At 72.0% G+C, this 15,216-nt stretch carries 13 protein-coding genes; 4 read left to right on the top strand and 9 right to left on the bottom strand.

The genetic code is table 11. From position 1 onward, the window contains the following. The first annotated feature begins 101 nt into the window (after positions 1-101). Complete coding sequence (locus DFQ15_RS05970) at positions 102-1,346, top strand: sensor domain-containing diguanylate cyclase (protein ID WP_110465098.1); 1,245 nt, start codon at positions 102-104, stop codon at positions 1,344-1,346. Positions 1,347-1,513: 167 nt separating this feature from the next. On the opposite strand, the gene DFQ15_RS05965 is transcribed toward DFQ15_RS05970, so the two are convergent. The 4 genes from DFQ15_RS05965 to DFQ15_RS05950 are packed head-to-tail and all read right to left on the bottom strand — an operon-like array spanning position 1,514 to position 4,778. Then, positions 1,514-2,233, bottom strand: a complete 720-nt coding sequence (locus tag DFQ15_RS05965) for an amino acid ABC transporter permease (protein WP_110465097.1) — start codon at positions 2,231-2,233, stop codon at positions 1,514-1,516. Next, a complete protein-coding gene (locus DFQ15_RS05960; RefSeq protein ID WP_110465096.1) occupies positions 2,230-2,925 on the bottom strand; it encodes an amino acid ABC transporter permease in 696 nt (231 codons plus the stop codon). The genes DFQ15_RS05965 and DFQ15_RS05960 overlap by 4 nt, the downstream gene beginning before the upstream one ends. 54 nt (positions 2,926-2,979) lie before the next feature. Next, complete coding sequence (locus DFQ15_RS05955) at positions 2,980-3,810, bottom strand: transporter substrate-binding domain-containing protein (protein ID WP_110465095.1); 831 nt, start codon at positions 3,808-3,810, stop codon at positions 2,980-2,982. After that, positions 3,807-4,778 carry a prephenate dehydrogenase gene (locus tag DFQ15_RS05950; RefSeq protein WP_158529009.1) on the bottom strand — a complete coding sequence of 324 codons (972 nt, stop codon included), beginning with the start codon at positions 4,776-4,778 and terminating at the stop codon, positions 3,807-3,809. The genes DFQ15_RS05955 and DFQ15_RS05950 overlap by 4 nt, the downstream gene beginning before the upstream one ends. A gap of 77 nt (positions 4,779-4,855) precedes the next feature. Here DFQ15_RS05950 and DFQ15_RS05945 point away from each other — a divergent pair, with 77 nt between their 5' ends. Continuing rightward, a complete protein-coding gene (locus tag DFQ15_RS05945) occupies positions 4,856-5,749 on the top strand; it encodes a LysR family transcriptional regulator (RefSeq protein ID WP_110465093.1) in 894 nt (297 codons plus the stop codon). Here the strand turns inward: DFQ15_RS05945 and DFQ15_RS05940 are convergent. Further along, the gene (locus DFQ15_RS05940) at positions 5,746-7,872 is read right to left on the bottom strand and encodes a prolyl oligopeptidase family serine peptidase (protein ID WP_110465092.1); all 2,127 of its coding nucleotides are present in this window, start codon (positions 7,870-7,872) and stop codon (positions 5,746-5,748) included. The genes DFQ15_RS05945 and DFQ15_RS05940 overlap by 4 nt on opposite strands. Positions 7,873-8,039: 167 nt before the next feature. Between DFQ15_RS05940 and nth the strand changes: the two genes are divergently transcribed. Next, positions 8,040-8,684 carry an endonuclease III gene (gene nth / locus DFQ15_RS05935; protein WP_110465091.1) on the top strand — a complete coding sequence of 215 codons (645 nt, stop codon included), beginning with the start codon at positions 8,040-8,042 and terminating at the stop codon, positions 8,682-8,684. 216 nt (positions 8,685-8,900) lie between these two features. Beyond that, entirely contained in the window at positions 8,901-10,295 is a 1,395-nt protein-coding gene (locus DFQ15_RS05930; protein WP_110465090.1) for a GntP family permease, read from the top strand. 259 nt (positions 10,296-10,554) lie between these two features. On the opposite strand, the gene cobT is transcribed toward DFQ15_RS05930, so the two are convergent. The 4 genes from cobT to DFQ15_RS05910 form a co-directional block, all read right to left on the bottom strand. Continuing rightward, positions 10,555-11,646, bottom strand: a complete 1,092-nt coding sequence (gene cobT, locus DFQ15_RS05925) for a nicotinate-nucleotide--dimethylbenzimidazole phosphoribosyltransferase (protein ID WP_110465089.1) — start codon at positions 11,644-11,646, stop codon at positions 10,555-10,557. Further along, complete coding sequence (locus tag DFQ15_RS05920) at positions 11,643-13,127, bottom strand: cobyric acid synthase (protein ID WP_110465088.1); 1,485 nt, start codon at positions 13,125-13,127, stop codon at positions 11,643-11,645. Before DFQ15_RS05920 ends, cobT begins: the two co-directional genes overlap by 4 nt. A 70-nt stretch (positions 13,128-13,197) precedes the next feature. Further along, positions 13,198-14,046 carry an NYN domain-containing protein gene (locus tag DFQ15_RS05915; protein ID WP_110465087.1) on the bottom strand — a complete coding sequence of 283 codons (849 nt, stop codon included), beginning with the start codon at positions 14,044-14,046 and terminating at the stop codon, positions 13,198-13,200. A gap of 107 nt (positions 14,047-14,153) precedes the next feature. Continuing rightward, positions 14,154-15,179, bottom strand: coding sequence for an aminotransferase class I/II-fold pyridoxal phosphate-dependent enzyme (locus DFQ15_RS05910; protein ID WP_110465086.1), 1,026 nt, complete (start codon positions 15,177-15,179; stop codon positions 14,154-14,156). Positions 15,180-15,216 lie beyond the last annotated feature (37 nt).

The raw sequence follows: 15,216 nt of genomic DNA, 5'->3' as shown, positions 1-15,216 counted from the left end.
CGGCGTGCGCTGTCAATACCGGAACTGCGATACGTCGCGGCCCGCGCGGCCGGGCTAATATGCGCCGAAAGCCGACTCGGCCCTACCGACCTGCCCACCGCATGGCTGCTCCACCGCCCGAATTCTTCCAGATGCTGCCCAGCGCCGTCATGGTGATCGCCGACGGACGGGTGGTCCGGGTAAACCCGGCCTGCCTGGCACTGCTGGAGGCCGGGCGCGAAGAGCAGTTGATCGGCTGCGATGCGCTGGATTTCGTGCATCCGCTGAACCAGACCCGCTCCCAGCACCGCAACTCGGGCCTGCAGGCCACCGACCTGCCCGACACCCCCACCAGGATGCGGGCCCGCACCTGCCGCGGGAATCTGCGGATGCTGCTGATCTGCAGCAGCACGATCGTGCACGAAGACGCGCCGGCGGTCCTGGTGAGCGCGATGGACATGACCGGCCTGAGAGACATGGACGCCCGGCTGCGCGAGAGCGAGCGCAGCTTCCGCGAACTCTTCGAGAACATGCAGGACGTCTACTACCGCACCGACGCCCAGGGCGTGGTGCTCACCGTCGGCCCCGCGGTGCGCCGGGTGCTGGGCCAGGAACCCGAGGACATCATCGGCCGCAAGGCCGAAGCCTGGTACCCGACCGCCGCCGACCGCGACGCGCTCAAGCAGGCGATCATGGTGCGCGGCGAAGTGTCGGATTTCCCGGGCCAGATGGTGCGCAAGGACGGCCGGGTGATCGACATCTCGATCAGCAGCCGGGCGCTGCGCGACGCGCAGGGCAACTTCGCCGGCGTCGAAGGCCTCTGGCGCGACGTGACCCAGCGCAAGAACCTGGAGCGCGAGCTGCAGCGGATGGCGCACACCGACACCCTCACCGGCAGCGCCAACCGCCGCGCCTTCCTGCAGCACGCCGAATCCTGCCTGGCCCGGTACCGGCAGGGCGGCACCTGGTTCGCGCTGATGATGATCGACATCGACCACTTCAAGGCGGTCAACGACCGCTTCGGCCACCAGGAGGGCGACCGGGTGCTGGTGGATTTCGTGCAGAAGCTCAACTCCCACATCGCCGGCACCGACATGCTCGGCCGGCTCGGCGGCGAGGAGTTCGGCATCGTGCTCTACCGCGCCAACGAACAGGAGGCGATGCGTGCCGGCCGCCACCTGCTGCGCCAGGTGGCCGAGCTGCCCCTGCCCCACGACGAGGGCTGCGGCATGCAGTGGCTGACCGCCAGCATCGGCATGGCGGGCGTGACCGACGCCGACCTGCACCTGAGCAACCTGCTGGAGCGGGCCGACCGGGCGCTCTACAAAGCCAAGCGCGAGGGGCGCAACCGCATCGTCCTGGGCTGACCCCCAGGCTCCGCGCCGCGTGTCTTCGCCAACCCCCTCGGGGGGGGGCGATAACGGTGGCTCGGCAGCGGGGCGTGGGGCGTGGGGCTCGGCTTACGAGCGACGCGAATGTTTGCTATTTATTTGATAGCTAGAGGTCGGCATTCTGCGCCGGCCGCAGGCACTTTTTATTCGAAAGCCGGCTTTGATTGCGCACCGGGCACCTCGCCGCGCCGGCGGCCGATGCGGCGTTCCACGCCGGCCACGGCCCGGCCGAGCAGGAAACACAGCGCGAAATAGCTGGCGGCCAGCAGGGCGTACACCTCGAAAGGCCTGGTGAGCAGCTGGCCGTTGATCTGGTAGGCGGCGTTGGTCAGTTCGTCCACGCCGATCACGTAGGCGAGCGAGGTGTTCTTCACCACCACCACGAACTGGCCGAGCATGCTCGGGATCATGTTGTAGAGCGCCTGCGGCAGAACGATGCGCCGCAGGATGGTGCCGGGCCGCATGCCCAGCGCCCGGGCCGCCTGCACCTGCCCGCCGGGCAGCGCCACGATGCCGGCGCGCACGATCTCGCCCAGGTAGGCGCTTTCGTAGACGACCAGCGCCCCCAGCATCGTCAGCGGGGCGCTCACGGCGCGGCCGGTGAGGTAGGGCACCGCGAAGTAGACCCAGAACACCACCAGCAGCAGCGGCAGCCCGCGGATCGCGTTGGCGTACAGCGCCGCCGCCCAGGCCACCGGCCGGTGCCGCGAGGTGCGCGCCACGCCCACCAGCACCGCCAGCGGAAACGACAGCGCCAGCGCGGCCACCGCCAGGACCAGCGTCATCGCCAGGCCGCCCGGCGGCCCCTGCGGGTACTGGCCGACCAGCAGGATCGGACCGTAGTCGCGCAGGATCTCGATCACCGCCCGCCCCTCCTCGCGGCCAGCACCCGGCGCTGGGCCCAGGCGCCCGTGCCCATGATCAGCCAGGAGCCGGCCAGGTAGCAGACCGAGGCGATCAGGAACACCTCGAAGGTGCGGTAGGTCTCGTTCTCGATCTGGCGGGCAGCGTGCATCAGGTCGGCAACGCCCACCGTCATCGCCAGGCTGGTGGCCTTGAACAGCGCCAGGGTTTGGTTGACCATCGGGCCGAGCGCGGCGCGCATCGCCTGCGGCAGCAGCACCAGCCGCAGCGTCTGGCCGTAGGTCATGCCCAGCGAACGCGCCGCCGCTCCCTGCCCCCGCGCCAGGGAGCGCAGGCCGCTGCGCAGGTCCTCGCTCATGTAGGCCGCGGCGTAGAGCGTCAGAGCGATGCAGGAAAGGAAGAATTCGCCGTCGTGCCGGTTGATCCAGCGCTGCCAGACGGTCGGCAGCAGCTGCGGCACGCCGAAGTACCAGACGAAGATCTGCACCAGCCCGGGCACGTTGCGGTGGTACTCGACGAACAGCGCCACGCCGCGCTGCAGCCAGCGCGACGGTGCGGCCCGCGCGGCCGTCAGCGCCGCCGCCACCCCCAGCGCCAGCACCCAGCTGATGGCGAACAGCTGGCCGGTGACGCGCAGCCCGTCCAGCAGCAGCGACACGTTGTCGGGGTTCGACAGCAGCAGGTCGCGCATCGGTGGAGCGGAGGCGGGGTGGCGGTGGGGATCGGGCGCGCGGCGGCCGGCCGCTTACTGGGCGAAGGCCGAGATCGGCGTCAGCTTCTTCTCGCGTTTGAAGGCGAAGCGGGTGTCGGGGCCGTACCAGCGGTTCCAGATGCCGTCGATCTCGCCTTCCTTCTCCATCGCCTCCAGTGCCTGGTCGACGGCGGCCAGCAACGCCGGCTCGTCCTTCTTCACCCCGAGCGCGGTCGGCTCCCAGGCCAGGCTGTCGTCGATGAAGACCGCCTCGCCCTTCGACTCGGCCAGGTAGCGCAGGCCGGCGGTGTGCGAGGTGGAGAAGCCGTCGACCTTGTCCTGCATCAGCGCCAGGAAGGCCGAGGGGCCGTCCTGGTAGGTGACGATGGTGGTCTTGGGCAGGCCGCGGCGGGCGAAGATCTCGGTGGTGGCGCTCTTGACCGCGCTCACCCGCTTGTCGGCCAGCTGGGCGAAGCCGGCGATGTGCGCGTCCTTGCGCACCATCACCCGGATCGGCACCTGGTAGTGGGCCGAGGTGAAGGCCACCTGCTGCGCACGCTCCTTGGTGTAGCCGAGCGCGGCCGAGACCAGATCGACCCGGCCGGTGGAGAGTTCGGGAATCCGCTGCTCGATCGACAGGCCGCGGTGCTCCAGCTTCAGTCCCATGCGCCGGGCGATGGCGGCGCACATGTCGACGTCGAAGCCGACGATCCGGCGCGTCTTCGGGTCTTGGAAACCGAGCGGCTCGGTGCTGGTCAGCGTGCCGCAGACCAGGGTGCCGCGGGCCTTGATGTCGGCCAGCTGGTCGGCCCGGGCGCAGCCGAAGGCGGCCAGCAGGACCAGTGCCGTGCCGAGCGCGCGGCGGGTGGGTGCGAAGGATGTCATCGGGGCTCCTGGGTGAGGGACGGAACGGAGGACACGCGGGAGACCCGCGCCACGGTGGTCGCACGGCCGGCGGCGCAAGCGGCCACCGCGGCACCGTGGAACTGCCGCGCGTCGGCGAACGCGGCCGACAGGCCGGCGCCGTCGCCCCGCAGCAGGTGGCGGCGGATCAGGCCCAGCGCGTCGCCCAAGCGGTCGATCTCCGCCACCAGCGGCGCGCTATTGTGGACCGCGATGTCGGCCCACAGCGCCGGATCGGAGCCGCCCAGCCGGGTGAAGCCCTGGAAGCCGGTGCCCTGGTAGGCGAGCCACGCTTCGGCTTCGGGCCGCGCGGCCAGGCTGTGCAGGTAGGCGTAGGTGAGCAATTGCGGCAGGTGGCTCAGGGCGGCGTAGATCCGGTCGTGCTGCTCGGCGGGCATCCACGCCACCTGCGCACCCAGCCCGGCCCAGAAGGCGGCCGCGCGGGCTTCGGCCTGGCTGTCGGCGCGCCGGGCCGGCGTGATCACGCAGCGCTTGCCCTGGAAGAGGCCGGCCTCGGACGCATCCCAGCCGTGCTGCGCCTTGCCGGCGATCGGATGGCAGGGGACGAAGCGGGCCATCGCCGCCGCGCCGCCCGCCTGCAGCGCGGCCACCACCGGCGCCTTGACGCTGGCCACGTCCACCACCACCGCCCGGCCCGCGCCGATGGCGGCGGCATGCGCGGCGATGCAGTCGAGCAGCGCCGCCACCGGCTGGCACAGCACCACCAGATCGTGCCGGTCGAACAGGCTGCCGGGGTCCTGCACGATCTCGTCGATCCAGCCTTCGGCCAGGCGCGCCTGCAGCAGCGGCAGGTCGATGTCGCACGCGGCGATGCGGCCGCCGAAGCCGCCGGCCCGCAGCGCACGCACCACCGATCCGCCGATCAGGCCCAGCCCGCAGACGGCTACGCTGCCGTTCGCGGGAATGCCGAAGTGTGCGGAGCCTTTCATTCGCACCAGTGTCGTCTGCGGGATGCCGGCAGGGCCAATGCCAAAATGGCGCGCTCCCATAACACGAGGTTAAGCCTATGAACCTGCGGCAGATCGAGGTATTCCGCGCGGTGATGCGGGCCGGCAGCATCTCGGGCGCGGCCGCCCTGCTCCATGTGTCGCAGCCGGCGGTGAGCCGGCTGGTGCGCTACCTGGAGGTGAAACTGGGCGTGACCCTGTTCGAGCGCACCGGCGGCCGGCTGCACCCGACCCCCGAGGCCCATGCGCTGAAGCGCGAAGTCGACAGCGCCTGGCGCAGCATCGACCGGGTGCGCGGCTACGCCGAGCAGCTGCGCCACGGCGTGGCCGACACGCTGCGGATCGCCTCCAACCTGAGCACCGGGCTGGACCTGGTGCCGCGGGCCATCGCAGACATCAAAAGCACCATGCCGCAGCTGCACATCGCTGTCGAGATCGCCACCCAGGTGCAGATCACCGACCAGCTACTGAGCGGTGCCTGCGACATCGGCGTGGTTTCCTTCGTGCAGGCCCACCACCCGTCGTTGAGGGCGCACCCGATCGGCACCGGCGCGGTGGTCTGCGCGATGGCGCCCGGCCACCCGCTGGCGGCCGAGGCGGCGATCACCCAGGAGATGCTGCAGCGCCCCGACCTGATCTCCTTCGGCCACGACACGCCGCACGGCCGGCTGCTGGACACGGTACGTGGCGCCGCCCACCCGCCCGCCGCACCGACGGTCGAGGTGCGCTACGCCTACGTCGCCTGCCGCATCGCCGCCAGCGGCTGGGGCGCCGTGCTCACCGACGACCGCACCGCCCGCCACAACGGCGGCGCCGGGCTGGTGGTACGCCCCCTGGCCGAGCCGCAGCACTACACGGCCTACGCGATGAGCAGCGCCGAGCGGCCGCTCTCCAGCGCCGGGCGGGAGATGGTGCGGCTGCTGGCGCGGCACTGGGAGGGCGCTGCAGGCTAGCCCGCCGTGCCTCCCGCCGAGGCCGGCCCTAGCTGCTGCCACAGGTACGCGAACTCCAGCGCCAGCAAATGCGCCCGCTGGGCGTTGTCGGCGGCGCCGCCGTGGCCACCTTCGGTGTTCTCGTAGTACAGCAGGTCGTGGCCCTGCTCCAGCATGCGGGCCGCCATCTTGCGGGCATGGCCGGGGTGGACCCGGTCGTCGCGGGTGGAGGTGGTGAACAGCACCCGCGGATAGCGCACGCCGGCGCGCACCCGGTGGTAGGGGCTGTACCGCGAAAGAAAGGCCCAGTCGGCCGGGTCGTCGGGATCGCCGTACTCGGCCATCCACGAGGCGCCGGCCAGCAGCGTGTGGTAGCGGCGCATGTCGAGCAGCGGCACCTGGCACACGACGGCGTTGAACAGATCGGGCCGCTGCACCATCACCGCGCCCACCAGCAGGCCGCCGTTGCTGCCGCCCTGGATACCCAGGTGCGCGGGCCGGGTGATCTTGCGGGCGATCAGGTCTTCGGCGATGGCGATCAGGTCGTCGTAGCTGCGCTGCTTGTTCTCGCGCAGGGCGGCCTGGTGCCAGTCGGGGCCGAACTCGCCGCCGCCGCGCAGGTTGGCGACCACGAACACGCCGCCCTGCGCGCACCAGGCGCTGCCGTAGCTGGCGGCGTACCAGGGCGTCAGCGGCTGCTCGAAACCGCCGTAGCCGTAGAGCAGCGTCGGGTTGCGGCCGTCGGCCTGCGCACCGCGCGGCCAGAGCACGAAATACGGCACCCGGGTGCCGTCGGCCGAGGTGGCGAAGCACTGCTCGGCCCGCATGCCGTCGGCATCGAAGCGCGCGGGGCCTGCCTTCAGCAGGGTTCGCCGGTCGTCCGCGGTCGTGGCCAGGTAGAGCGATCCGGGCGTGGTGAAGTCGGTGTACGACAGCAGGTAGTGCTCGGCCAGCGGGTCGTCCGCCAGCAGCGGATCGTGCAGGCCGGTCACGCCCAGCTGGCCGGGGAACGGCGCCTCGACGGTGCGGCCGACGAACTCGCCGTTGCCGCCTTCGCGGTGCCACGCCTCGACCCGCGAGGCGACGTTGTCCATCACCTGCAGCAGCAGATGGTCGCCGGTGGCGGTATAGCCGGCCAGCGACCGGGTGGCGGTGGGCGTGAAGAGCGGCCGGGCCGCCTGTTCGCCGCGCAGCCAGGCGTCGGCATCGGCGACCAGCAGGGAGCCGGCGGGGAAGGTGCGGCCATCCAGGTCCAGCGGGCTGCGCAGCTCCAGCAACAGCGTGTCGCGCAGGAATTCGACCATCGCGTCCTCGGGCACGTCCATCTTCTTCGGGTCGGCCGCGGTGGCGGCCGGGCCTTCGGCCAGCCAGACCTCCTGCCGGTAGAAATCGAGCATGCGGCTGAACACCGTGCGCTCGTAACCCGGCGTGCGGTCTACGCCCACGCCCACGCCCACGTCGGTCACCGCGCCTTCGAACACCGTCTGCGCCTGCGCCAGCGGCGTACCGCGGCGCCAGCGCCGGATGGTGCGCGGGTAGCCCGATTCGGTGAGCGAGCCCGGCCCGAAATCGGTGCTGACGTAGACCGTGTCGGCGTCGATCCATTCGACGTCGGACTTGGCCTCGGGCAGCGCGAAGCCGCCTTCCGCGAACTGCAGCGTGTCGAGGTCGAACTCGCGCACCACCGTCGCGTCGGCCCCGCCGCGCGAGAGCGACACCAGGCCACGCCGGTAGTCGGGGCCGAGCAGGCTGGCGCCGCCCCAGACCCAGTTCTCGTTCTCGGCGCGGGCCAGCGCGTCCAGGTCGAGCAGCACCTGCCACGCCGGCTCGGCCCGGCGGTACTCGGCCAGCGACGTGCGGCGCCACAGGCCGCGGCGGTGCTGCTCGTCCTGCCACAGGTTGTAGAACCAGTCGCCCCGGCGCACGACGCCCGGGATGCGGTCCTTCGCCTCCAGGATGGACAGCAGCCGGGCGCGGGTGGGGGCGTATTCGGGGCGGGCCGTCAGCTCCGCCTCGGACAGCGCGTTGCGCTCCCGCACCCAGGCCATCGCGCGCGCGCCGTCCACCTCCTCCAGCCAGAGGTACGGGTCTTCCGGCTCCGGGGCGGTGGCGGCGGTGGAGAGGGGCGCGGTGGTCTGGGTCATGGCTTCCTTCGGTCGGGTACGGTCGGGGTGCGCGGCGGCGCAACCGCAGATTTCATCACGACCGGCGACAGGCCGATGTGCCCGCGGTTGTCCGACCGGGCGACCCCCGGGGCACCGCGCTGCGGGACAATGGGCGACCCATTCCGACTCCCCCAGAACGCATCGCCATGAAGATCGCACAGATCGAGCCCTTCTTCGCCACTCTGGAGGCGGCCAACCCCACGCCCGAGACCGAGCTGGAGTACGCCAGCCCCTTCGAGCTGCTGGCCGCGGTGCTGCTCAGTGCGCAGGCGACCGACGTGAGCGTCAACAAGGCCACGCGCCGGCTCTACCCGGTCGCCAACACGCCGCAGGCGGTGCTCGACCTGGGGCTGGAACCGCTGGAGGGCTACATCAAGACCATCGGCCTCTACCGCACCAAGGCAAAAAATCTGCTGACCACCTGCCGGATGCTGGTCGACCGCCACGGCGGCGAGGTGCCCCGTACCCGGGAGGAGCTGGAGGCGCTGCCCGGCGTCGGTCGCAAGACCGCCAACGTGGTGCTGAACGTGGCATTCGGCGAGCCGACGATGGCGGTCGATACCCACATCTTCCGCGTCTCCAACCGCACCGGGCTGGCGCCGGGCAAGACGCCGCTGGCGGTGGAGCTGAAGCTGCTCGAGCGGGTGCCGGCGCGCTTCATGGTGCATGCGCACCACTGGCTGATCCTGCACGGCCGCTATGTCTGCCAGGCGCGCACGCCGCAGTGCTGGCGCTGCAGCGTGGCCGCATGCTGCGACTACGAACCCAAGACGCCGGCGCCCGACGCCTGAGGCCGCCCACCGGCCGGGATTTCGATAAAAAGTGCCTGTAGCCGGCGCGCAACGCCGACCTCAAGCTATCGAAATGATAGCAAATGCATCCTGGGTCGCCCCACGACCCTGCCGCGGGTCTCCCGCCCGGCCTCCCGGCACGCCGCAGGGGCCGCCGCCCGACGCCCTCGCCCGAATTCCAATAGCATCGTTCTTCCTGCCACGACTGCGCCGCCCATGAATTCCCAAGATATCCAACTGCTGGCGACCGCGCTTGTCAGCGTGCTGGCGCTGGTCGCGCTCATCGTGTCGCGGCTCAGGCTGCATCCGCTGCTGGCGCTGCTGATCGTGTCGTTGGCCACCGGCCTCGTCACCGGCATGCCGCTGGAGAAGGTGGTGCAGGCCGTCTCCGGCGGCGCGGGCAAGACGCTCGGGGCGGTGGGGCTGGTCGTCGCGCTGGGCGCCATGCTGGGCAAGCTGCTGGCCGACTCCGGCGTGACCGACAGCGTGGCCAACGCCGTCATCCGCCGCGCGTCGCGCCGCGCCCTGCCCTGGGCGATGACCGGCGTCGCATTCGTCATCGGCATTCCGATGTTCTTCGAGGTGGGACTGGTGGTGCTGCTGCCGCTGGTCTTCGGCGTGGCGCGCAAGCTCGAAGCCGAGGAGAAAGGCAGCGGCTCCGCCTACGTGTACGTCGGCGTGCCGGTGATCGCCGCACTGGCCGCGATGCACGGCCTGGTGCCGCCCCACCCCGGCCCGCTGACGGCCATCGCCACGCTGAAGACCAGCGTCGGCGCGACGATGCTCTACGGCTTCGTCGCCGCCATCCCGGCCATCGTGCTGGCCGGGCCGGTCTACGGCAACTTCATCGCCCCGCGCCTGGCGGTGCGGCCCGACGACGCGCTGATCGCCCAGTACGCGCCCGACGCCGCCGGCACCGATGCGGCCGCGTCGCAAAAGTCGCCACCGGGCATCGGCCTGGGCGTGCTGACCGCGCTGGCCCCGGCCCTGCTGATGCTGCTGCACGCGCTGGGCGAAGTGGTGCTCGACAAGGGCTCGGCCCTGCTGAAGGTGGCCGGCTTCGTCGGCAACCCGATCGTCGCGATGCTGATAGGCGTGGTGTTCGCGGTGCTGGTGCTGCGCCCCGGTCGGCCCGAGGCGGTGCGCAAGGCGCTCGGCGACAGCGTCAAGCCGATCGCCAACGTGCTGCTCATCATCGCCGGCGGCGGCGCGTTCCAGCAGGTGCTGACCGATGCGCACGTGGGCGACGCCATCGTCTACATGAGCCACCAGTTGGCCCTGTCGCCGCTGCTGCTGGGCTGGCTGATCTCGATGCTGCTGTCGGTCTCGACCGGCTCGGCCACCGTCGGCATAGTGGGCGCGGCGGGCCTGCTGGCGCCGCTGGCGGCCGCGGGTGCCGCGTCGATCAACGCGCCGCTGCTGGCGCTGTCGATCGGCTGCGGATCGCTGTTCTTCAACTACGCCAACCACGCCGGCTTCTGGCTGGTGAAGGAGTCGTTCGGTATGACGATGGGCGAGGCGACGAAAACGATCTCGGTGGTGCAGTCGATCGTGTCGGTGGTGGGGCTGGCGATGGTGATGGTGCTGGATCTGCTGCCGCCGCTGGTGTGAGCACGCGCATGTCTGCAACGGCCGGCGCCGCGGATCCGTGCGTGTGCAGCCGGTGCCGGCAGGCGTGCCGGGCGTCGTTTCAGCAGTCGAGCGGGCGCGGGCACCGGCAGCGACCGGAGAGGGGGGCGGCACAGCCTCCCATGCAGAGCGCGCCGCCGGCGAGAGCCGGCACGCCCCATCGCCCGAACCGTCGAACTTCACGGGTCATGTGGAATGTCCGGCAATCGAAAGCACCGGTTCTACCAGAGCCGGTCGGCGCTCACGACCCTTTCCCGGACACCCCCGCGCTCTCGAAGCTCGCCATCTCCGCCAACACCGCACAGGCCGACTGCAGCAGCGGCCAGGCCAGCGCAGCGCCCGATCCTTCGCCCAGGCGCAGGCCCAGGTCCAGCAGCGGCTCTGCGCCCAGGTGCTGCAGCATCGCGGCATGCGCCCGCTCGCCGGAGCGGTGGGCGAAGACGCAGCGCTGCAGAACGTTGGGCCGCAGCATCTGCGCGACCAGCACCGCGGCGGTGGTGATGAAGCCGTCGACCAGCACCACGCGGCGCTCTTCGGCGGCCTGCAGCACCACGCCGACCAGCGTCGCGATCTCGAAGCCGCCGAAAGCCGCCAGGGCCTGCAGCGGACGGGCGGCATCCGCATGGCGCTGCAGCACCCGCTCCAGCACGGCGGCCTTGCGGGCGATGCCGGCGGCGTCGAGGCCGGTGCCGGCCCCAGCGCAGTCGGCGGCCGGCAGGCCGGCCAGGCGGGCCAGCAGCAGGGCCGCGGCCGAGGTGTTGCCGATGCCCATCTCGCCCAGCAGCACCACGTTGCCGGGCAGGGCCTGCACCAGCGCGATGCCGTGGCGCACGGCCTGGGCGCACTGCGCGTCCGACATCGCGGTGGCCAGGCTGCTGTCGGCCGTACCCGGGCCGATGCGGCGGTCGATCAGGCGCACGAAGGCGCTGTCGCCCGCATCCGCGGCCGCCGCGGCGGTGCATGGCTCGCGCACGCCGCAGTCCACCACCGTCAGCGCGATGGCGTGTTGACGCGCCATTACGCTCACCGCAGCGCCGCCGGCGATGAAGTTTCGCACCATCTGCCCGGTCACGTCGCTCGGGAAGGCCGAGACGCCCTGCGCCGCCACGCCGTGGTCGGCCGCGCAGACGACCATCTGCGGCTGCCGCAGCGACGGCGTCTCGCTGCCCAGGATGCAGCCCAGCCGCAGCGCCAGGCCCTCCAGTCGGCCGAGGGAGCCGAGGGGCTTGGTTTTCCGGTCGATGCAGCGCTGCAATGCGGCCGCCAGCGCCGCATCGTCGAGCGATACGATGGCGGGCAAGGAGGCTTCGAAGGACGTGAGGTCGTCGGTCATGGAATCGAAGAAAGTGATGGTTGAAATGCCGGCGGCAGCAGCCCCTGCAGCACGCCGGGCGCGAAATGGCGGTCGATGAAATCGGCCAGGCCGTCGAAGACCGCGTCGAGCGTCGGCGCCCGCGCGCCGAAGAGCGCCCGCAGCACCGCCGCGTCCTCGAACAGGCCGTGCAGGTATACGCCCAGCACGTTGCCGGCCGTGTTCTGCCAGCCCAGGCCGTCGGGCAGCACCGGACGGGCCACGTCGCCGGCACCGGCCATCGCCGGATGCTCGGCGGTACGGCCGTGGCGGATTTCGTAGCCCGTCACCGGCATGCCGGCCAGCGCGGCCCAGGGGCCGCACACGTTGCTGCCGAAGCCGGTGGCGCGGTGGCGCACCGTCTTGTCGGGGTCGAACACCGTCACCAGCGGCAGCAGGCCCAGGCCCGGTCCGTTGCCGTCGATGCCGTGCGGATCGACCAGCGCCTCGCCCAGCATCTGCAGCCCGCCGCAGATGCCAAGCACCCGGCCGCCGCGGGCGGCATGCCCGGCCACCGCCCGGTCGAGGCCCTGGGCGCGCAGCCAGTCCAGGTCGGCGGCGGTGTGCTTGGAGCCGGGCAGCACCACCCAGTCGGCACCATGCAGCGCGGCCGGTGAGCGGGCCCAGACCAGGCGCACGCCCGGCACGCTCTTCAGCGGCTGGAATTCGTCCAGGTTGCTGATCCGTGGACAAGCCACCACCGCGATCGTGGTGTGCACCGCGCCGGTGGCGCTGGCGCCGTCGTCGAACACGCCGTCTTCCTCTGGCAGGCCGTGCTGGCGCCACATCGGCAGGGTGGCCAGCAGCGGCACGCCGGTGAGTGCCTGCAGCTGCGCCGGCCCCGGCGCCAGCAGCGACGCATCGCCTCGGAACCGGTTGAGCACGAAGCCGCGCAGCAGCGCCCGCTCTTCGGCCGGCAGCAGCGCCCAGGTGCCGTAGAGGTGGGCGAAGGCGCCGCCGCGGTCGATGTCGGTCACCAGCAGGCAGGCGGCATCGGCATGCAGCGCGGTGCGCATGTTGACGATGTCGTCGTCCTTCAGGTTGATCTCGGCGGGCGAGCCGGCGCCCTCGATCACGACCACGTCGTGCTCGGCGCGCAATGCATCCAGCGCGGCCGACACCTGCGGCCAGACGCTGGCGCTGCGGCCGGGCCACGGGCGCTTCGACAGCGCGGCATCGACCTGCCCCAGCACCACCACCTGGCTGCGCATGTCGCCCTCGGGCTTGAGCAGCAGCGGGTTCATCCGCACGTCGGGCGCCACGCCGGCGGCCAGCGCCTGGAAATACTGGGCGCTGCCGATCTCGCCGCCCGCCACCACCCGGGCGTTGTTGCTCATGTTCTGCGCCTTGAACGGCGCCACGCGCAGGCCCTGCCGGGCGTACCAGCGGCAAAGCGCGGTCGCCAGCCAGCTCTTGCCGGCACCGCTGGTGGTGCCGAGCACCATGACGCAGCGGGCGGTCATGCGGCGGACGCAGGCGGCGGGGACACGGCTTCGGCCATGTCCGCGGGCGGTCGGTGCCCGCACACGGCGTTCATGCCTTGAGCCGCAGCAGACGGCCGGTCTCGCCCATGGTCACCTCGATCATGTCGCCCATCGCCCGCACCATCGACGGGAAGTCGGCATGGCCGTGCTCGCGCGGGTCGAAGGCCGGGTCGAGCCGCTTCATCATGTGCCACACGCCGCCCTTGCTCACCCAGGGATCGCCCCGGGTGTCTGCCAACAGCCGCACCGCGCGGCAGAGCAGCTCCGCCGCCGGGTCGGCGTCGGATATCGTGCGCGCCGCGGGTTGCGGCTCTGCGTCGGCGGCCGGGGCGCCGGCTTCCTCCGCCGCAGCAGCAGCCGCCGCCGCGGTGGCCATCAGGGTGTCGTAGTAGCGGAACTCGTGACAGCTCTTGGCCCAGTGCCGGTTGGTGGTGCGGCGCATCCCCACGCCCACCAGGGCGCGGCCGGCGGCCTTGATCCGCTGCGCCACCGGCATGAAGTCGCTGTCGCCGCCGACGATCACCACGGTCTCGATGTGGCCGAAGCGGTGGATGTCCTCGGCCGCCTCCAGGCACAGGCGGATGTCGGCCCCGTTCTTGGCCGACGCCCCCGGCGGGAACAGCTGCACCAGCTCCACCCCGCCCTGCAGCAGCGCGTCGCGGTAGCGGCCGTAGAACTGCCAGTTGCAGTACCCCCGGTTGATCGCCACCGGCCCGAACGACGCCGCCAGCTCCACGATCGCCCGCACGTCGACCAGCGGCTCCTGCAGCTTGAAGCGCCCGTCGGGCCGGCCATAGGCGCCCTCGCCGTAGCGGTCCTCGAAGAGGCTGGCATGCAGGTTCTCGAAATCCCAGTAAAGGGCGACGGAGCGGTTGTCATCGCGGTCGGTACGGAGCAAGGAGTTCTCCAAAAAAGGGTGGGGCCGGCGGTGGATTGTCGCGTTGTCGGCCGCAGATCTTGCCGTGCGTGCACGATCGGGTGCAGCGGTGGGTCGTGGCCGACGGCTCATCCGGCCTGCCACGCGGCCCGCAGCGCGTCCTGCGCCGCCGGCGATTGCACCGACAGGCGGGCATGGCCGGGCAGGCCGAAGGACGTGCCGTCGCGCAGCTGGATGCCGGCCCGGCGCAGCGCCGCGGCGCGCGCGGACGACAGCGGCAGCCGCGCGCAGAAGAACGGCGTGTCGCTGGGCAGCACCGTCCAGCCCAGGCCGTCGCAGATCGCCTGCTGCCGGGCGTTCCAGGCCCGCAGGGTTTCGAGGCTTTCGGCCAGCCAGAGCTGGGTGGTGTCTTCGCACCAGGCCTGCAGCAGGGCCACGCCGTGCGCGCCGACGGGCCAGGACGGGGAGAGGCCGTAGAGCCCGGCGATGGACGCCTCCGCGCCCGTCGGGGCGATGGCGTAGGCGGCGCGCAGGCCCGTCAGGCCCAGGGCCTTGTTGGGCGACCAGAGCTGCCAGGCGCGGTCGAGGTCGGCCGGCGCCCAGGCCGAGCGACCGGACAGGCGCAGCGGCGCGTAGGCCCGGTCGAGCACCAGCAGGTCGTCGGGGCCGGCGGCGGGCACCGGATCCGACGTGCCGCGCGGGCTCGACGGATCGCAGGCCCAGACCAGGACCGGCACCGCACCGGCCCGGGGCATCGGCGCCGATGCCGACGCCGTGTCCGCGCGGTACACCGCCATCCGCCAGGCCGCGGCGGCGGTGGCGTAGTCGCCGTAGGCCAGTGTCGGGATACATGCCTGCCGGATGCCGCGCTGCGCCGCCCAGGCGGTGATGCGGAAGATGGCCTCGCTGGCACTGGCGGCCAGCAGGAGGCGGCCGGGCGCCACGCCGTGGAACGCGGCCAGCCGTTCGCGCAGCGCGGTGTACCGGGGGTCCGGGTAGCGGGTGGCATCGGCCGCCTGGACGGCGACCAGCGCCGCGAGGGACGGCCCGCAGGCGTTGGCGTTGGTCGAGAAATCGAAGCGCACCGGGCCGCCGCCGTCGGGGCCGCCGTGGACGCGGGCAGCGGCGATGGCATCGAGAGGCAAAGCGGTCATGGCAGGCGGGGATCGGCGGCGGAAGACAGGAAACAGG

The sequence above is a fragment of the Xylophilus ampelinus genome, assembly GCF_003217575.1.
GTDB lineage: Bacteria > Pseudomonadota > Gammaproteobacteria > Burkholderiales > Burkholderiaceae_C > Xylophilus > Xylophilus ampelinus.
This window is presented reverse-complemented; position numbering and strand designations above follow the sequence as displayed.

Bases quoted from the DNA above. Each gene is read 5' to 3' on its own strand.
- DFQ15_RS05970 (WP_110465098.1), top strand. From the start codon at position 102: ATGGCTGCTCCACCGCCCGAATTCTTCCAGATGCTGCCCAGCGCCGTC.
- DFQ15_RS05960 (WP_110465096.1), bottom strand. From the start codon at position 2,925: ATGCGCGACCTGCTGCTGTCGAACCCCGACAACGTGTCGCTGCTGCTG.
- DFQ15_RS05955 (WP_110465095.1), bottom strand. From the start codon at position 3,810: ATGACATCCTTCGCACCCACCCGCCGCGCGCTCGGCACGGCACTGGTC.
- DFQ15_RS05950 (WP_158529009.1), bottom strand. From the start codon at position 4,778: ATGAAAGGCTCCGCACACTTCGGCATTCCCGCGAACGGCAGCGTAGCC.
- DFQ15_RS05945 (WP_110465093.1), top strand. From the start codon at position 4,856: ATGAACCTGCGGCAGATCGAGGTATTCCGCGCGGTGATGCGGGCCGGC.
- DFQ15_RS05940 (WP_110465092.1), bottom strand. From the start codon at position 7,872: ATGACCCAGACCACCGCGCCCCTCTCCACCGCCGCCACCGCCCCGGAG.
- nth (WP_110465091.1), top strand. From the start codon at position 8,040: ATGAAGATCGCACAGATCGAGCCCTTCTTCGCCACTCTGGAGGCGGCC.
- DFQ15_RS05930 (WP_110465090.1), top strand. From the start codon at position 8,901: ATGAATTCCCAAGATATCCAACTGCTGGCGACCGCGCTTGTCAGCGTG.
- cobT (WP_110465089.1), bottom strand. From the start codon at position 11,646: ATGACCGACGACCTCACGTCCTTCGAAGCCTCCTTGCCCGCCATCGTA.
- DFQ15_RS05920 (WP_110465088.1), bottom strand. From the start codon at position 13,127: ATGACCGCCCGCTGCGTCATGGTGCTCGGCACCACCAGCGGTGCCGGC.
- DFQ15_RS05910 (WP_110465086.1), bottom strand. From the start codon at position 15,179: ATGACCGCTTTGCCTCTCGATGCCATCGCCGCTGCCCGCGTCCACGGC.